14 protein-coding genes are annotated in these 16,109 nt (G+C 69.0%); 9 read left to right on the forward strand and 5 right to left on the reverse strand.

Going from position 1 to position 16,109, the window contains the following annotated elements:
• The first annotated feature begins 50 nt into the window (after window positions 1–50).
• Entirely contained in the window at window positions 51–908 is an 858-nt protein-coding gene (locus OHT21_RS29585; RefSeq protein WP_328771327.1) for a fumarylacetoacetate hydrolase family protein, read from the forward strand.
• Between the two features lie 123 nt (window positions 909–1,031).
• Window positions 1,032–1,649, forward strand: coding sequence for a Uma2 family endonuclease (locus OHT21_RS29590; protein WP_328771328.1), 618 nt, complete (start codon window positions 1,032–1,034; stop codon window positions 1,647–1,649).
• On the opposite strand, the gene OHT21_RS29595 is transcribed toward OHT21_RS29590, so the two are convergent.
• Window positions 1,646–2,128: a heme-degrading domain-containing protein gene (locus OHT21_RS29595; RefSeq protein WP_328771329.1), complete on the reverse strand. Its 483-nt coding sequence runs from the start codon at window positions 2,126–2,128 to the stop codon at window positions 1,646–1,648. The genes OHT21_RS29590 and OHT21_RS29595 overlap by 4 nt on opposite strands.
• Window positions 2,125–3,219, reverse strand: a complete 1,095-nt coding sequence (locus OHT21_RS29600; RefSeq protein WP_328771330.1) for a Gfo/Idh/MocA family oxidoreductase — start codon at window positions 3,217–3,219, stop codon at window positions 2,125–2,127. Before OHT21_RS29600 ends, OHT21_RS29595 begins: the two co-directional genes overlap by 4 nt.
• Window positions 3,220–3,286: 67 nt before the next feature.
• Here OHT21_RS29600 and OHT21_RS29605 point away from each other — a divergent pair, with 67 nt between their 5' ends.
• The 6 genes from OHT21_RS29605 to OHT21_RS29630 all read left to right on the forward strand — a co-directional run bounded on the left by OHT21_RS29605 (window position 3,287) and on the right by OHT21_RS29630 (window position 9,628).
• Window positions 3,287–4,390 (forward strand): ROK family transcriptional regulator, encoded by a 1,104-nt coding sequence (locus OHT21_RS29605; protein ID WP_328771331.1) that lies wholly within the window; start codon window positions 3,287–3,289, stop codon window positions 4,388–4,390.
• Between the two features lie 729 nt (window positions 4,391–5,119).
• On the forward strand, window positions 5,120–5,779 hold the full coding sequence (locus tag OHT21_RS29610; protein ID WP_328771332.1) for a hypothetical protein: 660 nt from the start codon (window positions 5,120–5,122) through the stop codon (window positions 5,777–5,779).
• Window positions 5,780–5,904: 125 nt separating this feature from the next.
• Window positions 5,905–6,684, forward strand: a complete 780-nt coding sequence (locus tag OHT21_RS29615; RefSeq protein ID WP_328771333.1) for an HAD-IIA family hydrolase — start codon at window positions 5,905–5,907, stop codon at window positions 6,682–6,684.
• Window positions 6,685–6,819: 135 nt separating this feature from the next.
• Window positions 6,820–7,434, forward strand: coding sequence for a hypothetical protein (locus tag OHT21_RS29620; protein ID WP_328771334.1), 615 nt, complete (start codon window positions 6,820–6,822; stop codon window positions 7,432–7,434).
• Window positions 7,435–7,443: 9 nt separating this feature from the next.
• On the forward strand, window positions 7,444–8,127 hold the full coding sequence (locus tag OHT21_RS29625) for a class F sortase (protein WP_328771335.1): 684 nt from the start codon (window positions 7,444–7,446) through the stop codon (window positions 8,125–8,127).
• Window positions 8,128–8,617: 490 nt separating this feature from the next.
• The gene (locus OHT21_RS29630; RefSeq protein ID WP_328771336.1) at window positions 8,618–9,628 is read left to right on the forward strand and encodes a glycoside hydrolase family 6 protein; all 1,011 of its coding nucleotides are present in this window, start codon (window positions 8,618–8,620) and stop codon (window positions 9,626–9,628) included.
• A 98-nt stretch (window positions 9,629–9,726) separates the two neighbouring features.
• Here OHT21_RS29630 and OHT21_RS29635 read toward each other — a convergent pair whose 3' ends face one another.
• The 3 genes from OHT21_RS29635 to OHT21_RS29645 form a co-directional block, all read right to left on the reverse strand.
• Window positions 9,727–11,664 (reverse strand): kelch motif-containing protein, encoded by a 1,938-nt coding sequence (locus OHT21_RS29635; RefSeq protein ID WP_328771337.1) that lies wholly within the window; start codon window positions 11,662–11,664, stop codon window positions 9,727–9,729.
• Window positions 11,661–13,610 carry a glycosyltransferase family 2 protein gene (locus tag OHT21_RS29640; RefSeq protein WP_328771338.1) on the reverse strand — a complete coding sequence of 650 codons (1,950 nt, stop codon included), beginning with the start codon at window positions 13,608–13,610 and terminating at the stop codon, window positions 11,661–11,663. Before OHT21_RS29640 ends, OHT21_RS29635 begins: the two co-directional genes overlap by 4 nt.
• A gap of 330 nt (window positions 13,611–13,940) precedes the next feature.
• Window positions 13,941–14,642 carry a FadR/GntR family transcriptional regulator gene (locus tag OHT21_RS29645; protein ID WP_328771339.1) on the reverse strand — a complete coding sequence of 234 codons (702 nt, stop codon included), beginning with the start codon at window positions 14,640–14,642 and terminating at the stop codon, window positions 13,941–13,943.
• A gap of 412 nt (window positions 14,643–15,054) precedes the next feature.
• Between OHT21_RS29645 and OHT21_RS29650 the strand changes: the two genes are divergently transcribed.
• Window positions 15,055–15,990 (forward strand): SPFH domain-containing protein, encoded by a 936-nt coding sequence (locus OHT21_RS29650; protein WP_328771341.1) that lies wholly within the window; start codon window positions 15,055–15,057, stop codon window positions 15,988–15,990.
• Window positions 15,991–16,109: the final 119 nt, after the last annotated feature.

Raw genomic sequence — 16,109 nt, forward strand, 5'->3', positions numbered from 1 at the left:
ATCGACCAGACCTCCGATGGTTGTGCACGTGGTGCAGAGAGATGGGGATCATGAAGCTGCTGCGAGTCGGTACGGCTGGGGCGGAGCGGCCCGCGCTGCTCGATGCCGAGGGGGTTCTACGGGACCTGTCGGGCATCGTCGCGGACATCGACGGGGCGTTGCTCGCCGACGACGCGGCGCTCGGGCGGATCCGGAGCGCGGCCGAGGCGGGGGAGCTGCCCGCCCTGGACGCGGCGGGGCTGCGGGTCGGGCCGCCGCTCGCCCGGATCGGCAAGGTCGTCTGCATCGGCCTCAACTACCACGACCACGCCACCGAGACCGGCGCCGAGCCGCCCGCCGAGCCGGTCATCTTCTTCAAGGCCGCGGACACGGTCGTCGGGCCGTACGACACCGTGCTCGTGCCGCGCGGCTCCGAGAAGACCGACTGGGAGGTCGAGCTGGCGATCGTCATCGGGCGTACGGCGCGCTATCTCGGCTCGCACGAGGAGGCGCTCGCGCATGTCGCCGGGTACGCGGTGGCGCACGACGTCTCCGAGCGCGCCTTCCAGATCGAGCGCGGCGGCACCTGGGACAAGGGCAAGAACTGCGAGACGTTCAACCCGCTCGGGCCGTGGCTCGTGACGTCGGACGAGGTGCCGGACCCGCAGCAGCTGTCCCTGAAGCTGTGGGTCAACGGCGAGCTGAAGCAGGACGGCAACACGTCCGACCAGATCTTTCCGGTTGCCGAAGTGGTGCGTTACGTAAGCCAGTTCATGACCCTCTACCCGGGCGACATCATCAACACGGGTACGCCGGCGGGGGTCGCCCTCGGCCAGCCCGAGCCGAAGCCGTTCCTACGGGCCGGCGACGTGGTGGAGCTGGAGATCGAGGGGCTGGGGCGGCAGCGGCAGGAGCTCAAGGACGCGTAGCGCCTCCGGCGGTGGCGAGTGTGACGGCGACGCTCGGCAGTCCGGCGTGACCGGGGTGCCGAGCGTATCGTTGTACTGCGCGACTGCCCGCCAACCGTGCGGCAGCGGGGAGGAGCGGCAACGGTGTCTGTTCTCGAAGACAGGATCGTGATGGCCGAGCAGAGCGACGAGCTCACCCTCGACAAGATGTTCGAGTGGCTTGAGCCCGCCCCCGAGGGATTCAAGGTCGAGATCGTCCAGGGGGCCATCTACATGTCGCCGCAGAGGGACAACCACTGGGACATCATCCTGGATATCGTCGAGCAGCTTAGGGCGAAGTACCCTCGCCAGCGCCTGAAGTCGGACGTCCGGATCGACTACCCCGGCCGCCTGAACGGCTACGCCTCCGATGTCGTCGCCCTCAAGGAAGGCGCGGTCCAGGACGACAAGGGCCGCTGGCGCTACCAGGACGTCGAGTTCGTCGCTGAGGTGATCTCCAAGGACACAGCGGCCAACGACTACGGCCCGAAGCTCGAGACCTACGCCGCCGCCGGGGTGCCGGTGTACCTGATCGTCGACCCGTACACCGGCGAGTGGCACCTGCATGCCCGTCCCAAGGGCGGCGAGTATCGCGCGAATCTGACCCTGGACTTCGGCGACGAGATTGACCTGACCCAGACTCCGGTTGGTATCAAGCTCACCACGGCCGAGTTCCCGCGCGAGGGCGGCGCCCCGGCCAAGGCGGCCTCCGGCAACGCCTAGCCCGCGATAAACCGCTCCAGCGCCTCCACCACCATCGCGTGATCCTCCAGCTGCGGCAGTCCCGACACCACCACCGTGCCGATCACGCCCGCGCCCTCGACCGTGATCGGGAAGGCGCCGCCGTGGGCCGCGTACACGTCCGGGTCGAGGCGGGAGTCGTCCTCGAACGTGGTGCCCTTGGCTCGGAAGCGGGTGCCGACGAGGAGGGACGAGGCGGCGTAGCGCTCTACGACTCGGCGTTTACGGGTGATCCAGGCGTCGTTGTCGGGGGTGGAGCCGGGGAGGGCGGCGTGGAAGAGCTGTTGGCCGGAGCGGGTGATGTCGATGGCTACCGGGGCGGCCCGCTCGCGGGCGAGGTCGACCATGAGTGTGCCCAGGGTCCAGGCGTCGTCGTAGGTGAAGTGGGGGAGCGTCAAGCGGCGTTCCTGGGCCTCCAGTTCGGCGATGCTGGGGGCGAGGGTGGAGGAGTCGGGGGTCACAGGGTCACCGTCATTCCGTTGCGGGCCGAGTGGCGGGCGGCTTCCAGTACGTCCAGGGCTGCGGCCGCTTCCAGGGCGGTGACCGGGTTTTCGGCGGTGCCTTGGAGGGCGGCGGCGAGGGCGGCGTAGTAGGCGGGGTAGGCGCCCGGGAGGGTGGGGATGGGACGGCCGCCGCCGGTTACGGGGGACTCGCCGGAGCCGATGCGGCCCCACAGGTTCTCGGACTCAACTCCCCAGTCCTTGTCCGGTGTTGGGCGTTCGCCCTCGCGGAGGGCGGCTTCCTGGGGGTCCAGGCCGTACTTCACGTAGCCGGCCTTCGAGCCCAGGACGCGGAAGCGGGGGCCTAGTTGGGCGGTGGTGGCGGAGGCGTAGAGGTGGGTGCGGACGCCGTTCGTGTGCGTGAGCGCGATGAACGTGTCGTCGTCCGCCTCCGCGCCGGGGCGGCGTACGTCCGACTCCGCGTACACCGAGGCCGCGGGGCCGAAGAGGACCAGGGCCTGGTCGACGACGTGACTGCCGAGGTCGTACAGCAGACCTCCGACCTCTTCCGGGTCGCCGGACTCGCGCCAGCCGCCCTTGAGCTCGGGGCGCCAGCGCTCGAAGCGGGACTCGAAGCGGTAGACGTCGCCGAGTTCGCCGTCGGCGAGGAGCTTCTGGAGGGTCAGGAAGTCGTGGTCCCAGCGGCGGTTCTGGAAGACGGAGAGGAGGAGTCCGCGGGCGTCGGCCAACGCGGCCAGTTCACGTGCCTCGGCCGCCGTGCCCGCGATCGGCTTGTCGACCACGACCGGGAGGCCCGCCTTGAGGGCGGCGGTGGCGAGCGGGACGTGGGTCTTGTTCGGGGAGGCGATGACGATCAGGTCCAAGTCGTCGGCGCGGGCCCAGAGTTCCTCGGGGGACGCCGCGATCCGTACGTCCGGGAATTCGGTACGCGCCTGCTGCTGCCGCTCCGGATTCGCCGTGACGATCGTGTCGAGGCGGAGTCCCTCGGTGGCGGCGATCAGGGGGGCGTGGAAGACGGAGCCTGCGAGGCCGTAGCCGATGAGGCCTACGCGGGATGCGCGGGAGGGGGCGACAGGAGGGGTGTCGGTCATGTTCTCCACCATGCCCCACACTTAAGCAACGCTGTTGCCAAACAGCAACCCGGGGGACAATGGGTTCGTGAACAGGACCAACGGCGGAGGCGGAGCGAATCTCTACGCACTGCGCGGCTACAACGCCGCGCTGGTGCTCGATCTGCTGCGCAGCGCCGGGCGCGCGGGCATCAGCCGGCTCGAACTCGCCGAGCGTACGGGGCTGACTCCGCAGGCCGTCAGCAAGATCACCGCGCGGCTGCGGGACGACGGGCTGGTGGAGGAGGCGGGGCGCCAGGCCTCCACGGGCGGCAAGCCGCGGACGTCGCTGCGCCTCGTACCGGAGGCCGGGCATGCGGTGGGCCTGCATCTTGAACGCGATGAGCTGCGGGCCGTACTCGTCGATCTGACCGGGGCGGTCGCGGGGGAGCGGCGGGGGCCACTGGATCTGGGGGCGGGCGCGGAGGCCGTGGTGGAGGTGGCCGCGAGGGAGGTCGAAGGGCTGGTCGGAGGGGTGGACGAGGAGCTGGGGGCGGTTCTGGGAGTCGGGGTTGCCATGCCCGGGCCTCTCGACCACACCCACGGGGTGCTGCATCGGGTGACCGGGTTTCCCGAGTGGGACGGGTTTCCGCTGCGGGACGCGTTGGCTCGGCGGCTGGGGATGCCGGTCGTACTGGACAAGGACACGAATGCCGCTGCGCTCGGGCTCGCGGTGGAAGGGGAGGTCGGGTCCTTCGCGTATCTGCATCTTGGTACGGGGCTGGGGGCCGGGCTCGTACTGGGTGGGGCCGTGCATCGGGGGGCGCATACCGGGGCGGGGGAGTTCGGGCATCAGGTGATCCAGCTGGACGGGCCGGTGTGTTCGTGCGGGGATCGAGGGTGCGTCGAGGTGTTGTGCCTGGAGGCTGTGGCTCGGGGGGATGTGGACGAGGCGGCTCGGGTGCTGGGCGCCGGCGCTGCCAATGTGGTGGGGCTGCTTGATATTGATCTTGTGCTGTTGGGTGGGCGGATTGTGACTGCTGAGCCTGAGCGGTTTGTTCGGGGGGTGGGGGCCGTGCTCGATGCTCGAGCTCGGCGGGAGGGGGCCAGTAGTCCCGTGCCTGTGCGGGTTGCCTCCGGCGGGGAGTGGGGGGTGGCTGAGGGGGCTGCTCAGTTGTTGTTGGCGCCGTTGTTTGGGCGGGCCGAGGGGTAGTAGCTCGGGAGCTCGGGGGGTGACTTCGCGGGTGCGGGTGCGGGTGCGGGTGCGGGTGCGGGTGCGGGTGCGGGTGCGTTGTGGCTGGTCGCTCCCCCACTCTCGACTCCTCCCCCACTCTCGACTCCTCCCCCACTCTCGGCTCCTCCCCCACTCTCGGCTTCGCTCGAGCGGGGGGACCCCCATGAGCGGGGGGACCCCCATCGCGGCGGAGCCGCAAATTGATACAGCCCCGCGCCCCTTAAGGGGCGCCCTTGCTGAGGCGACGTGTAGGGGTGCCCCTCCGCTGCTGAGCCGTGCTCGGCGGCCAAGTCCGCGCTGAGCCGGCGCAGGGGCGTGACCGGCGGATGGGGCCCACGCTGCGGCGGCGCAGAGTAGGGACCGGCGGATAGGTCCCCGCAGGCGCAGAGTAGGGACCGGCGGATAGGTCCCCGCAGAGCCGGCGCAAAGGCCTGGCCGCCGGACAGGCCCCCGCTGAGCCGACGTGCTGAAATCGACCCCCGAACGGGGTCCGGCAGGAGCCCTCAGACTGCCTGCCGTCGTGGGCCCCGGCAGGCTCCTGTGTTCATGCGACTGCCTACCTCTTTGTCCGCTTTCCTCCTGGTTCTCTCCCTAGCCGCCGCCCTTGCTCCCCTGCCCGCGCACGCCCTCGCTCCCGAGCCCAACTGCTCTGCCCCCTCCGGCAGTCGGGCATTCCCTATCCGTACTCGGATTCACGGTGGGCCCTCCGTGTATGAGGCCGGAGGTGGATATCGGAGCTGGTATCTCGCGCTCACCAACACCACCCGGGAGACGTGCCGGAGCATCCACCCCGTCGTCGTGCTGGTGGATCAGAAGCGGGTGCTGGAGGGTGGGCAGGTGCGGCTCCAGTTCTACGAATCGGAAGGCGCGGGGGCGCGGGCGTATCCCGTCCGCTTCGAGCGGAGTGGGGAGGACGAGAGCGTCGGGGTGTTCGATGACGGGGACGGGGGGTTTTCGGGGTTCAGCGTGGGGGCGGGTAAGACGGTGTCCGTCAGGGTTCGGCTTGCTGTTGCCGAGGGTGCCGTGTCCAACGATGTTGTTGCCAGCGCGGCCGTCGTGCGGCGGCATGACGATGGCGATGATGGGGACTGGGTGGGGCAGTCGAACGACTACCGGTTTCGTATCGTCGATGAGGACGCGTCTCAAGTGCCCCGAGACCCAAGCCAGTTGCCTCAAGATCCTCAAGAGTCTCCAGACGGGGCAACCCCCGAACCCGTACCCGAGAAAGGGTTCCCGTTCCCCGACGAGCTGGCCGGTACCGGGCCCGCCTCCCGGCGTGGGCTTCTCGGAACGGCGGCCGCCGGCCTGCTGCTCATCGCCACCGGCGCCGGCGCCATGCTCATCGCCCGACGCCGCCGCCGACGCTGAGCCCCGAGCCGCCTGCCGCCCTTCGCTGCCCACCCGGCCTGCCCACAGGCCGGACTCCCCTCCGTCAAGATCCGGCCGCTGGCTACCCTGAGACGCTGGCACACGCGTACGTCAGGAGACCGGACATGGCAGAGCGCAAGCCCATCGAGTCGTGGCTCACCGACATGGACGGTGTACTCATCCACGAGGGCGTGCCCATCCCCGGCGCCGACGCCTTCATCAAGAAGCTCAGGGAGTCCGGGCGCCCCTTCCTGGTGCTCACCAACAACTCCATCTACACCGCCCGTGACCTGCACGCCCGCCTCCAGCGCATGGGGCTGGACGTCCCCGTCGAGAACATCTGGACCTCCGCCCTGGCCACCGCCCAGTTCCTGGACGACCAGCGGCCCGGCGGCACCGCGTACGTCATAGGCGAGGCGGGCATGACCACGGCGCTGCACGACATCGGGTACGTCCTCACCGACCACGAGCCCGACTATGTAGTCCTCGGCGAGACCCGTACTTATTCATTCGAGGCCATGACGAAGGCGGTGCGGCTGATCAACGGCGGGGCCCGTTTCATCTGCACCAACCCCGACGAGACCGGGCCGTCCGCCGAGGGCCCGTTGCCCGCCACCGGCGCCGTGGCCGCGCTGATCACCAAGGCGACCGGCAAGAAGCCGTACTTCGCGGGCAAGCCGAACCCGCTGATGATGCGTACGGGGCTCAATGCCATCGGCGCGCACTCCGAGACCAGCGCCATGATCGGCGACCGGATGGACACGGATGTCCTGGCCGGACTGGAGGCGGGGATGATGACGTTCCTGGTGCTGACCGGGCTGACCACGCCCGAGGACGTCGAGCGGTACCCGTATCGCCCGTCCAAGGTCGTCGACTCGATCGCCGCCCTCGTCGACCGGGTGTGAGCCGGTTTCCGAACGGCTCCTCTTGTCAGTCATCCCAAGTACCCGAACCAGTTACCCGAACGGATCAACCGAGGCCCCTCCCCACGTGCGTTTACGCGCCCGGGAGAGGAGTCTCGACGTATTCGGAGGTTCACGATGGGCTCACTGCAACTGACTCTCTGTGCCGGTGCCGTGGTCGCCGGCGCGCTCACCCCTGTCCCCGCCTCCGCCCTCCCCATGGACGCCCTCCCCATGGACACGGACGTCTCCGTCTCACCGGCGACCCCGACCCCCGGCAGCGACATCCAGGTACGGGCTCGGGGCTGCCCGGCGGGGACGTCGGGCACAGCCGCCGCCACGTCCCGGGCGTTCGTCGCGGACGCCCTGCTGGCCGGGCGAACCGGCGAACTCGTCGGCGATACGCGGATCCGCTCGACGCTCACCCCGGGCACGTACGACATCGAGGTCACCTGTGGCGGCCTCGGCGACAAGGCCGACGACGCCGACGACGCCGACGAGCCGGGCAAGGCCACGGGCACCCTCACCGTCGTAAAGAAGCCCTCCGCGGCCGCCGGGCCCGCCGCGCCCTCCGCCCCCCAGTCCCCCACCGCCCCCGTGAGCGCCGGCGGCGGTGGGTCCGCGCGGTTGTCCGCCGCTCAGGAGCGGGCGGAGGGGCCCGGCACCCCGCACACCGTGGTCGGTCTCGTTCTGGCGGGGGCCGCCGCGGTGGCTGTGGCGGTGCGCAGTGTGCGCCGGGGACGCGGCAGGTGAGGGGCGGCCATGTCCGACCGGGAACGTACCTCCGGCGCCGGCCGCCTCACGATGGGCGTCGTCTGGGCGGTGCTGTTGCTCGGGCTGTGGCTGTGGGGCCGCGAAGTGACCGACGTACGCCCGGGGACGTCCGCGCCGACCACGGGTGACGTGGCGGCGGTGGGGCGGCCGCGCGGGGTCCAACTGCCGCCCGCCGCCGAGCCGTTGGCGGGTGCGGTGCGGCCGGAACGGCTGGTCGTTCCGTCGCTCGGGGTGCGGGCGCCCGTGATGGTCCGCGGGCTTGATGCGCGCGGGGCGATCGAGGTGCCGCCCTATTCCCGGGCGGGAGCCGTCGGGTGGTACGGGGCCGGTGCGAGCCCCGGCGCCGAGGGAGCCGCGCTGCTCGTGGGGCACGTCGACACCGACTCCAGGCCCGCGGTCTTCCGCCGCCTCAGCGAGCTGCGGCCGGGCGCGAAGGTGCGGGTGATCCGGGACGACGGCACGGTCGCCGAGTTCACCGTGGACGACGTCCAGGTGCTCGCGCGCGACCGTTTCGATGCGCGGCAGGCGTACGGAGTCCGGCGGCCGGGGCGCGCCGAACTCCGCCTCGTCACCTGCGGTGGGCGCTTCGACCCGGGAGCCCGTGCGTACACGGCGAACGTGGTGGTGTCGGCGTACCTCACGGGTGCCGCTCCGCTGGGAGCACGTAGATAACCTGCGGGCCGGTGGGGGCTGGTCGCGCAGTTCCCCGCGCCCCTTAGAGGCCTGCGGCCTCCTCGGGGCGCCGCGATACCGCACCGGACTTCTCCAAGCTGACAGCCGAACAGGCTCTAGGCCTAAACGCTCATCCGTTCTAGAGTCGTTCCGGACTTGGACATTTACGCTCCGAGGCCTCCCGCGCCGACGCCGGGTTACTCCCGCAGCCCGTGCGCGCGTGGTCGAGGACCAGCCCGGTCGGCGACTCAGGGGGAGCGGTCGTCGGCCGGGCTAGGTGCGCGTGCGCCCCGTAAGGGGCGCGGGGCTGTGACATTTGCGGCTCCGCCGGGGGCGCGACCAGCCACAGCGGACCCGCAGTTTCGAACCGCCCTCCCAGCGGAGCGCCGGCGCTGTAACAGGTGTCCGACAAGGGGCGGACGCCCTCGTGAGCGCACAGAGGCGTATGTCAGGATTGGTACTTCGAACAGTGCACCATGGGGGGAGTTGGATGTACGAGCGCAGGGGGGCCGGAGCCAGGGCGTCCGTGGCGGTGGCCGGAGTGGTGCTGCTGCTCGCGGGGTGTTCCTCCTCCGGGGACGACGGCGATGGGGAGAAGGAGCCGGCCGGCCAGGTCAGCCAGCAGCCGAAGGGCGACGACCCGTACTGGGTCAACCCCGACGGGAACGCGGCTCAGCAGGTGAGCACCTTCACTGAGGAGGGGAAGAAGGAAGAAGCCGAGCTGATCAAGAAGATCGCCGCGCATCCCACAGGCGAGTGGATCACTCCGGAGGAAGCGGAGGCCGAGGCGCGCGAAGTCACCGAGGCGGCCGAGAAGGCCGACCGGGACGCGCTGCTCGTCGTCTACAACATTCCGCACCGCGACTGCGGCCAGTTCTCGCAGGGCGGCGCCAAGGACGGCAATGCCTACCGGGAGTTCATCGACCAGGTCGCCGACGGCATCGGCGACCGGAACGCGACGGTGATCCTGGAGCCGGACGCCCTGCTGCACGTGGTGGACGGCTGCACGGCCCAGGAGTTCCACCAGGAGCGCCTCGACCTTCTCAAGGGCGCCGTCGAGAAGCTCGGGTCCCTGAAGAACACGAAGGTCTACCTGGACGCGGGCAACGCGGGCAACAACCCGAGCGATCTCTACGATCCGCTCAAGCGGGCGGGCATCGACCAGGCCGACGGCTTCTCGGTGAACGTGTCGAACTTCTACAGCACCGAGGACAGCACCAAGTACGGCAAAGAACTGTCGGCGAAGATCGGCAACAAGCCCTTCGTGATCGACACCAGCCGCAACGGCAACGGTCCGTACACCGAGGGCAAGGATCCCTGGTGCAACCCGCCGGGCCGCGCGCTCGGCGAGGAGCCCACGACGAAGACCGGCGACGACCTCGTCGACGCCTACCTGTGGGTCAAGCGGCCCGGCGAGTCCGACGGCACCTGCAGGGGCGGCCCGAACGCGGGCGAGTGGTGGCCGGAGTACGCGCTGGAGCTCGCGAAGGCCAGCGAGTAGAGCGAGTAGCAGGAGCTGCAGGTCGTACGTGACTGGGGGCGCCCTCCTTGGCGGAGGGCGCCCCCAGTTGCGTAACTCTGCCCGCTGTCAGGGAAGGATCACGGGACCTTGACCCACTGGGCCTTGCTCGGTGTGCCCTGGTCGTCCGTCACGAACAACATGTACCAGCCCGACTGGACCAGGTTGCGGTTCTTCGGGATGGTGACCTCGATGCCGCCGTCCGTCTTCTCCAGGTCCAGGGCGATGGACCGCTGGTCGATGTCGGTTACGTGCGTCGAGGCGCTCGGCCGGATCAGGCGGGCCGTCTTGATGGACGAGGAGTGCTCGGACTTGAACGTCGCCGACTCGCCGCGCTTGATGGTCTTCGGACCGCCGGAGAGCGTGGGCTGCGCATCGCCGTAGAGGTACGGCGGCGTGTAGATCTCGATGCGCTGCTCGAACTTGCCGGGCTTGGTGTTGGCCTTGTCCGCGTAGAGCGAGTCCGAGCCGAAGACCATCACGCGGCCGTCGGGCAGCAGGATCGAGCCCGAGTGGTAGTTGCGGCCCACGAGCGGGTCGGCGACCCGCTTCATCTCGTTGCTCTTCGCGTCGTAGAGCCGGGCCTCGAGGATGTTGGAGTCGCCGCGCCCGCGGTAGTCCTCGGAGCCGCCGGACACCAGCACGTTGTCGTCGGGCAGGATCGAGTACTGCGGGTAGCGGGTGCCCTTGTCCAGTTCTGGCCCGTCCACGAACTTCGGGTCGTCCTCCAGCAGATCGATGATGCGGGTCTTCTTGCTGGACTCCTTGGACTCGCCGACGCCGCCGCCGCCGATCACCATGTACTTCTCGTCCTGCGCGGGCGGCAGCAGCACCGTGCCCGCGGTCTCCAGGAGCTTGGGGTCGGACAGGCCGGGGACCTTGTCGAACTTGTTCGTCTTCAGGTCCCAGATGCCCGGGTCACGGCCGACGTCGTCCGGGCCGTAGCCGGCGTTGGCGCCCGAGTAGAACAGCTTGCCGTTCTGCATCAGGGATATCGCCGGGTACGTCGGGAACTGCCGGACTTCCTCGGTGTACTCCCACTCCTTGGTCTTCGGGTCGTAGACCTCGTTCTTGCCCGGCACCAGCTGGCCGATCTCGTCCAGGCCGGAGAGGCTGAGGATCTTGCCGTCGGAGAGCGTGGTGAGCGTCGGGTACCAGCGCGCCTCCTTCATCGGATCGACCTTGATGTACTTCTCGGCGATCGGGTCGAACTCGAAGGCGTCCCTGATGCCCTGGAAGTCCTTCTTGTCGAGGGCCAGCTTCTGCGCGATGCCGTACGTGTTACGCGCGTCGGCGCCCTTCAGGCCCTGGATCGTGTAGTTGTCCTCGGTGCCGGTCTCGTACTTCGCGCCGCGCTTCTGCGCCTCGACGTAGATACGGCCCAGGCCCGGCTCGTTCCCCAGGAACTTGCCGGTCTCCTTGTCGAAATTCTTCTTGGCGCGCTCGACGACGACCGGGTCCTTCGACACGAACGTCTTGCCGTTCTCCTTGCCCGTGAACTTGGTGCCCGCCGGGATGGTGATCGGCTTGTCCGGGTTCTCGTTGTGGACGATCATCAGGCCGCCGGCCTTGGTGACGTCACCCTTGAGCTTCTCGTACCGCTTGGTGCCGCCCGCGATCAGCAGATTGCCGTTGGCGAGCTGGGTGTGGCCCGTGCAGAACAGGTCCTTGGGCGTGTCGATCTTCTTGATGGTGCCCTTGACCGGGTCCCAGATGCGGGTGTCGAACTTCTTGGCGTCGAAGTTGTCCTGGTTGTTCCCCGAGCCCGCGACCATCAGGACCTTGCCCGTGCGCAGCAGCGCAGCGTGGATGGTGTTCTGGCGGTACTCCTCCGGGAACTCGATAATCTCCCACTTGCCGTTCGCGGCCTTGTACTCGGGCTGGTTGATCTTGTAGTCGTGGTACTTGGCCGAACCGAAGCGGTAGAGCGCCGGCCCGTTCATCCCCGCCAGCGCCACCACCACCGCCGCGCCTATCGCGATGCGGCGGGCGCGGCGGCGGCTGGAGCGGTCTTTCATTTCTTGCGTCCCCCAAGAGCGATCTGCACTGTCTGGTCACTGCCCCCGTCCGCCGCCCAGCTCGGCTTGTGCTGTCCGTGCGGGGCGGGGTGATGGGTGGGCAGAGGCTGTGGTGTGGTCACGGCGTCCTGCGACTCCGGCGGAGCGGACGGCGGCTTCTTCGCGTCCTGGCGCATCTGATAACGCCAGGCGAACATCGGTGAGGCGGTGATCAGAAGCGCGAACGACGCCCAGATGACCATCGCCGGGTGCGAGTTGCCGAAGTAGAAGCCGGCACTGATCGAACCGGCGAAGATCAAGATGAAGTACCAGTGGTAACGGAAGGTCCCGAACCAGGTGTCCGGGCTCGCCGAGTCGCCCTTCGGCGTGACCACGAACTTGCTCTTGCGGCGCAGTACGGAGTCGATCAGCGCCTTCGCGTAGAGCGGCGCCGACAGTGCGGACATGATCATGCCTGCCACACCGCCGGAACCCTCCGGCTCGTGCGGAGAGATGTTGTGGCGGCGGTTCCAGACGTACAGGCCGATCTGCAGCGCCGAGGCGTTGCCGTACAGCATCAGCCAGATCGCCGGGTCGATGTTCACACCCGAGGCGCCCAGGCCCAGGAACAGCGCACAACTCAGCGCCGCCAGGATCCAGTTGAGGGCGGACATCGGGTAGAAGATGATCATCATCGTGTAGTTGAAGAGCTTGCTCGGCGGCAGCGAGTACCAGCCCTTCCAGTACTGCTTGAGGATCGTCTCGTACGTTCCTCGCGACCAGCGCATCTGCTGGGTGAAGAAGTCCGTCCAGGCGTTGGGGCCCTCGCCGACCGCGAGCACGTCGGGGGTGTAGACCGAGCGCCACTTCTTGCCCGTCGCCGGGTTCTTGTGACGGTGGATCTCGAAGCCCGTCGCCATGTCCTCGGTGATCGAGTCGTACAGACCGCCGATCTGCTTGAGTGCCTTGATCCGCACGGCGTTTGACGTGCCGACGAACATGGGGGAGCCGTAGCGGTTGCCCGCGCGCTGGATCAGCGCGTGGAACAGGAACTGCTGCGACTCGGCGGACTTGGTGATGGGGTTGTCGTAGTTGCCGTACACCTGCGGGCCGATGACGAAGCCGACATCCGGGTCGCGGAAGAAACCGAGCATCCGCTCCAGGTAGTTGGGCAGCGGCACGTGGTCGGTGTCGACCGAGGCGAAGTAGTCGTAGTCGTCACCGTGCGCGTCCAGCCAGGCGTTGTAGTTGCCGTGCTTGGTCTTGGCGCGGTGCGGGCCCTTCTTCTGGTTCCACTTCGCGACGCCCTTGCGGGAGAAGTGGTGCACACCGAGGCGCGCACAGACTTCCTTCACCTCGGGGTCGTCGCCCTCGTCGAGCAACCAGACGTGCATGAGGCCTCGGTGGCGGATCTTCACCGCGGCCTCGAGCGTCTTCGTCACCATCTCCAGCGGCTCTTTGCCGGGCACGAAGGAGGTGAGGAAGGCCACTCTGGTGCCGGTCTCGGGCACCACCGGGATGGGGTCGCGGGCGACCAGCGTGGCGTGCGCGTTCGACACCACGTTCATGCAGCGGAAGAACTCGATCAGACCGATCGAGACGAGCATCACGACGTCGAGCGCGGGCAGGAAGTCGTAGACCGGGTTCTCGCGTTCGGTCCAGTGCGTGGGCTGCAGCAGCCAGGCGAGCAGCACCAGCGACAGGACCGGGGCGGCTATCAGCATCAGGGCGACGCGGATGCGGTGCGGCTCCTGCGAGATCAGGGAGCGGTACTTGACCCGGTACGGCTTGTGCGGATCGGGCTGCGTGAGAGGACCCGAGAGCCTGCTGTAGTGCTCGTAGTCGTATCTCGGCAGTGTCTTCTTGATCCTGCGGAAACTGCCCGTCGTCGTCTGTGACGGCACCCTGAGCTGGGTCGTCTGAGACGGGTCAGAGTTCTGCCGGCCGCCGTTCGGCGTCGACGTCATGAGTCATCCCCCCACACGCAGTGCATCGCGTGCTCCTTGTTCCGTATGCGCCTGTTCGGTCCCCCTCGACTTTCACAGGCGTATCAATAGCAGGCCCCCGTCACCACACCACCCACACCCTATAGACATGGAACGGTGGTCCTCCGGTTGCATGATGCCCCCCTCGGCATCGGGCTCTGAACGGGGCCCCTCCTCCCCGCCTTCGGTGCAACCGCTTTCCCGGCCCCCAACTGCCGAGTAACCGCAGCCTCTTGTAGCCCAGGGTTCAGGGTTCTACGGCGATCATCATGATCGCAAGACGCGAAACGTGCTGTTTACCGGTCATTCGCGCTAATTAGGAGGACTGATGGTCTCATGCGGTGCGGTAGCGGTCAGGCGTGTTCGAATGTGACCAAAGTGTTCTCTTATTGCGTCCTCAGCCCGCAGAGCATCACCAGTTCGGACCGCGTCGAGGATCTCCCGATGCTGCCGACACGTGACCTTCGGATCCTGCGGCGGTTCCACGAGATCCGTGCGTACGCGGTGGAAGGCGTCCCAGAACGCCTCCAGGACCTCGCCCAGCAGAAGGTTGCCGAGCCCCCGGTACAGCGTGGCGTGAAAGGCCCGATCGGTCTCCGCGAGGCCTGCCCCTTCGGCGGCCTGACTCTCCATACGGTCGACGAGGGCGTCCAGTTCAACGAGGTCCGCCTCCGGGATGCGGCCCGCGAGCCGCGAGATGAGCCCGGTCTCCACGGCCTCGCGCAGCTCGAGCAGCTGGACCAGGGAGTCTTCCCCGCGGTAGTGCCCGGCGACCGTACGGAAGGCGAGGCCCTCGATCATCGGCGCCATCGACATCGGGCCCACATACGTCCCGAAGCCGTGCCGGATCTCGACGATGCCCATCGCCTGGAGGGCCTTCAGTGCCTCGCGCACGGAATTCCGGCTGGCGCCGAGGAGCTCCATCAGCTCGGGCTCGGTCGGCAGCGGGGCGCCCGAGGGCAGCCGACGGTCGATGATCAGCTTCTTGATCCGCTCCTGCAGGTCACGCGCCATGGCGAGAGGGTAGCGGCTTCGCTCCCGCTGGGGGTGCGGTGATGAGGGGGCGGTGCGGTGCGGTGATGAGGCTGCGGGTCGGTGGGGGCTGGTCGCTCCCCCACTCTCGGCTCCTCCCCCACTCTCGGCTCCTCCCCCACTCTCGGCTCCTCCCCCACTCTCGGCTTCGCTCGAGCGGGGGGACCCCCATGAGCGGGGGGACCCCCATCGCGGCGGAGCCGCAGATGTCACAGCCCCGCGCCCCTGAAGGAAGGCCTGCGGCCTCCTTCAGGGGCGCGGGACCGCGCAGGGCCTCGCCGCGGTTGCCTGGTGCCGTACGTCGTTCGGACCGTCAGCATGCGGTTGTTGGTGGGGGTTGAGAAACTGGCGTATGTGCGCGAGTGCGGACATCTCCACCCGAAGGGGGCGGCCGATGAGTACGACTACTTCGGAGTCGGAGCAGGGTCCTGAAGGGTCCCGGGTGCCGCGGTTGATTCACAACGAGGCGACCACCGAGATTCCGGTGCATCTGTTGTTCCGGCCGACCGAGGTCGGGTCGGGCGGACAGGCCGGGCAGGTTGGGCACGTCGCTCCTCGGCGGGGGACTGGGGAGCAGCCGCGGGTGGTTCGGCGGGAGTCGGTGGCGGCGGCGGTTGTCGATCCTGAGCTGGTGGAGCGGTCGGCGCGGGTGCTGCCGGGGGCGGTGGGTGTGCTGGCCGGGGGTGGCGGGGTCGCCGGGTGTGTGGTGACGGGCTGGTGGGCGGGCGTACTGCCTTCCCTCGCGCGGGAGTTGACGGGACTGCCCGCGTACGCGGGTGCCGGGCTCGGTGCTCCGCAGTGGGCGGCGTTCGCCGTGTCCGGGGCGGTCGGGCTCTTTGGGTTCGGGGGGTTGGCCCGGGGGCGGACCGGGTGTGCCTGGGTGCTCGGGCTCTTCGGGCGCTACCGGGGCACCGTTCGGCGTACGGGGCTGATGTGGGTGAACCCGTTGCTGCTGCGGCGCCGGATCGACGTACGGCTGCGGCACTGGCGCAGTGAGCCGATGCCGGCCGTTGACGCGCATGGGCTCGCCCTGCGCGTCGTGGTGTTGGTGATCTGGCGGGTCAGGGACACCGCTCGGGCCGCGCTCGGCGTCGAGGAATACGAGCGGTATCTGCGCGAGTGCGTGGAGGCGGCGCTGGCTCGGCTTCCGGCCGACGGGGAGGGGGTCCGCGAGAAGCTGACTCGCCTCGTGGCGGCGGACGCGGTGGCGGCGGGCCTTCAGGTGTTCTCCGTGCAGCCGTTGCGGACGGAGTACGCGCCTGAGGTTGCCGCAGTGATACAGCGGCGGCGGCTCGCGGCGCTGGACGCTCCGCTGGAAGGGCAGGTTTGAAGCTGCGGCGCCGTCGTGGCTGGTCGCGCCCCGCGGCGGAGCCGCAGATGTCACAGCCCCGCGCCCCTTAAAGGAAGGCCTGCGGCCTCCTTTAGGGGCGCCCCGTGGCGTTGCCTCGG

It is taken from the genome of Streptomyces sp. NBC_00286 (assembly GCF_036173125.1).
Taxonomy (GTDB): Bacteria; Actinomycetota; Actinomycetes; order Streptomycetales; family Streptomycetaceae; genus Streptomyces.

What these genes read in the sequence shown, in the direction of transcription:
- OHT21_RS29585 (WP_328771327.1), top strand. Translation starts at nt 51, where the DNA reads ATGAAGCTGCTGCGAGTCGGTACGGCTGGGGCGGAGCGGCCCGCGCTG.
- OHT21_RS29600 (WP_328771330.1), bottom strand. Translation starts at nt 3,219, where the DNA reads ATGACCGACACCCCTCCTGTCGCCCCCTCCCGCGCATCCCGCGTAGGC.
- OHT21_RS29615 (WP_328771333.1), top strand. Translation starts at nt 5,905, where the DNA reads ATGGCAGAGCGCAAGCCCATCGAGTCGTGGCTCACCGACATGGACGGT.
- OHT21_RS29620 (WP_328771334.1), top strand. Translation starts at nt 6,820, where the DNA reads ATGGGCTCACTGCAACTGACTCTCTGTGCCGGTGCCGTGGTCGCCGGC.
- OHT21_RS29625 (WP_328771335.1), top strand. Translation starts at nt 7,444, where the DNA reads ATGTCCGACCGGGAACGTACCTCCGGCGCCGGCCGCCTCACGATGGGC.
- OHT21_RS29630 (WP_328771336.1), top strand. Translation starts at nt 8,618, where the DNA reads ATGTACGAGCGCAGGGGGGCCGGAGCCAGGGCGTCCGTGGCGGTGGCC.
- OHT21_RS29635 (WP_328771337.1), bottom strand. Translation starts at nt 11,664, where the DNA reads ATGAAAGACCGCTCCAGCCGCCGCCGCGCCCGCCGCATCGCGATAGGC.
- OHT21_RS29640 (WP_328771338.1), bottom strand. Translation starts at nt 13,610, where the DNA reads ATGACGTCGACGCCGAACGGCGGCCGGCAGAACTCTGACCCGTCTCAG.
- OHT21_RS29645 (WP_328771339.1), bottom strand. Translation starts at nt 14,642, where the DNA reads ATGGCGCGTGACCTGCAGGAGCGGATCAAGAAGCTGATCATCGACCGT.
- OHT21_RS29650 (WP_328771341.1), top strand. Translation starts at nt 15,055, where the DNA reads ATGAGTACGACTACTTCGGAGTCGGAGCAGGGTCCTGAAGGGTCCCGG.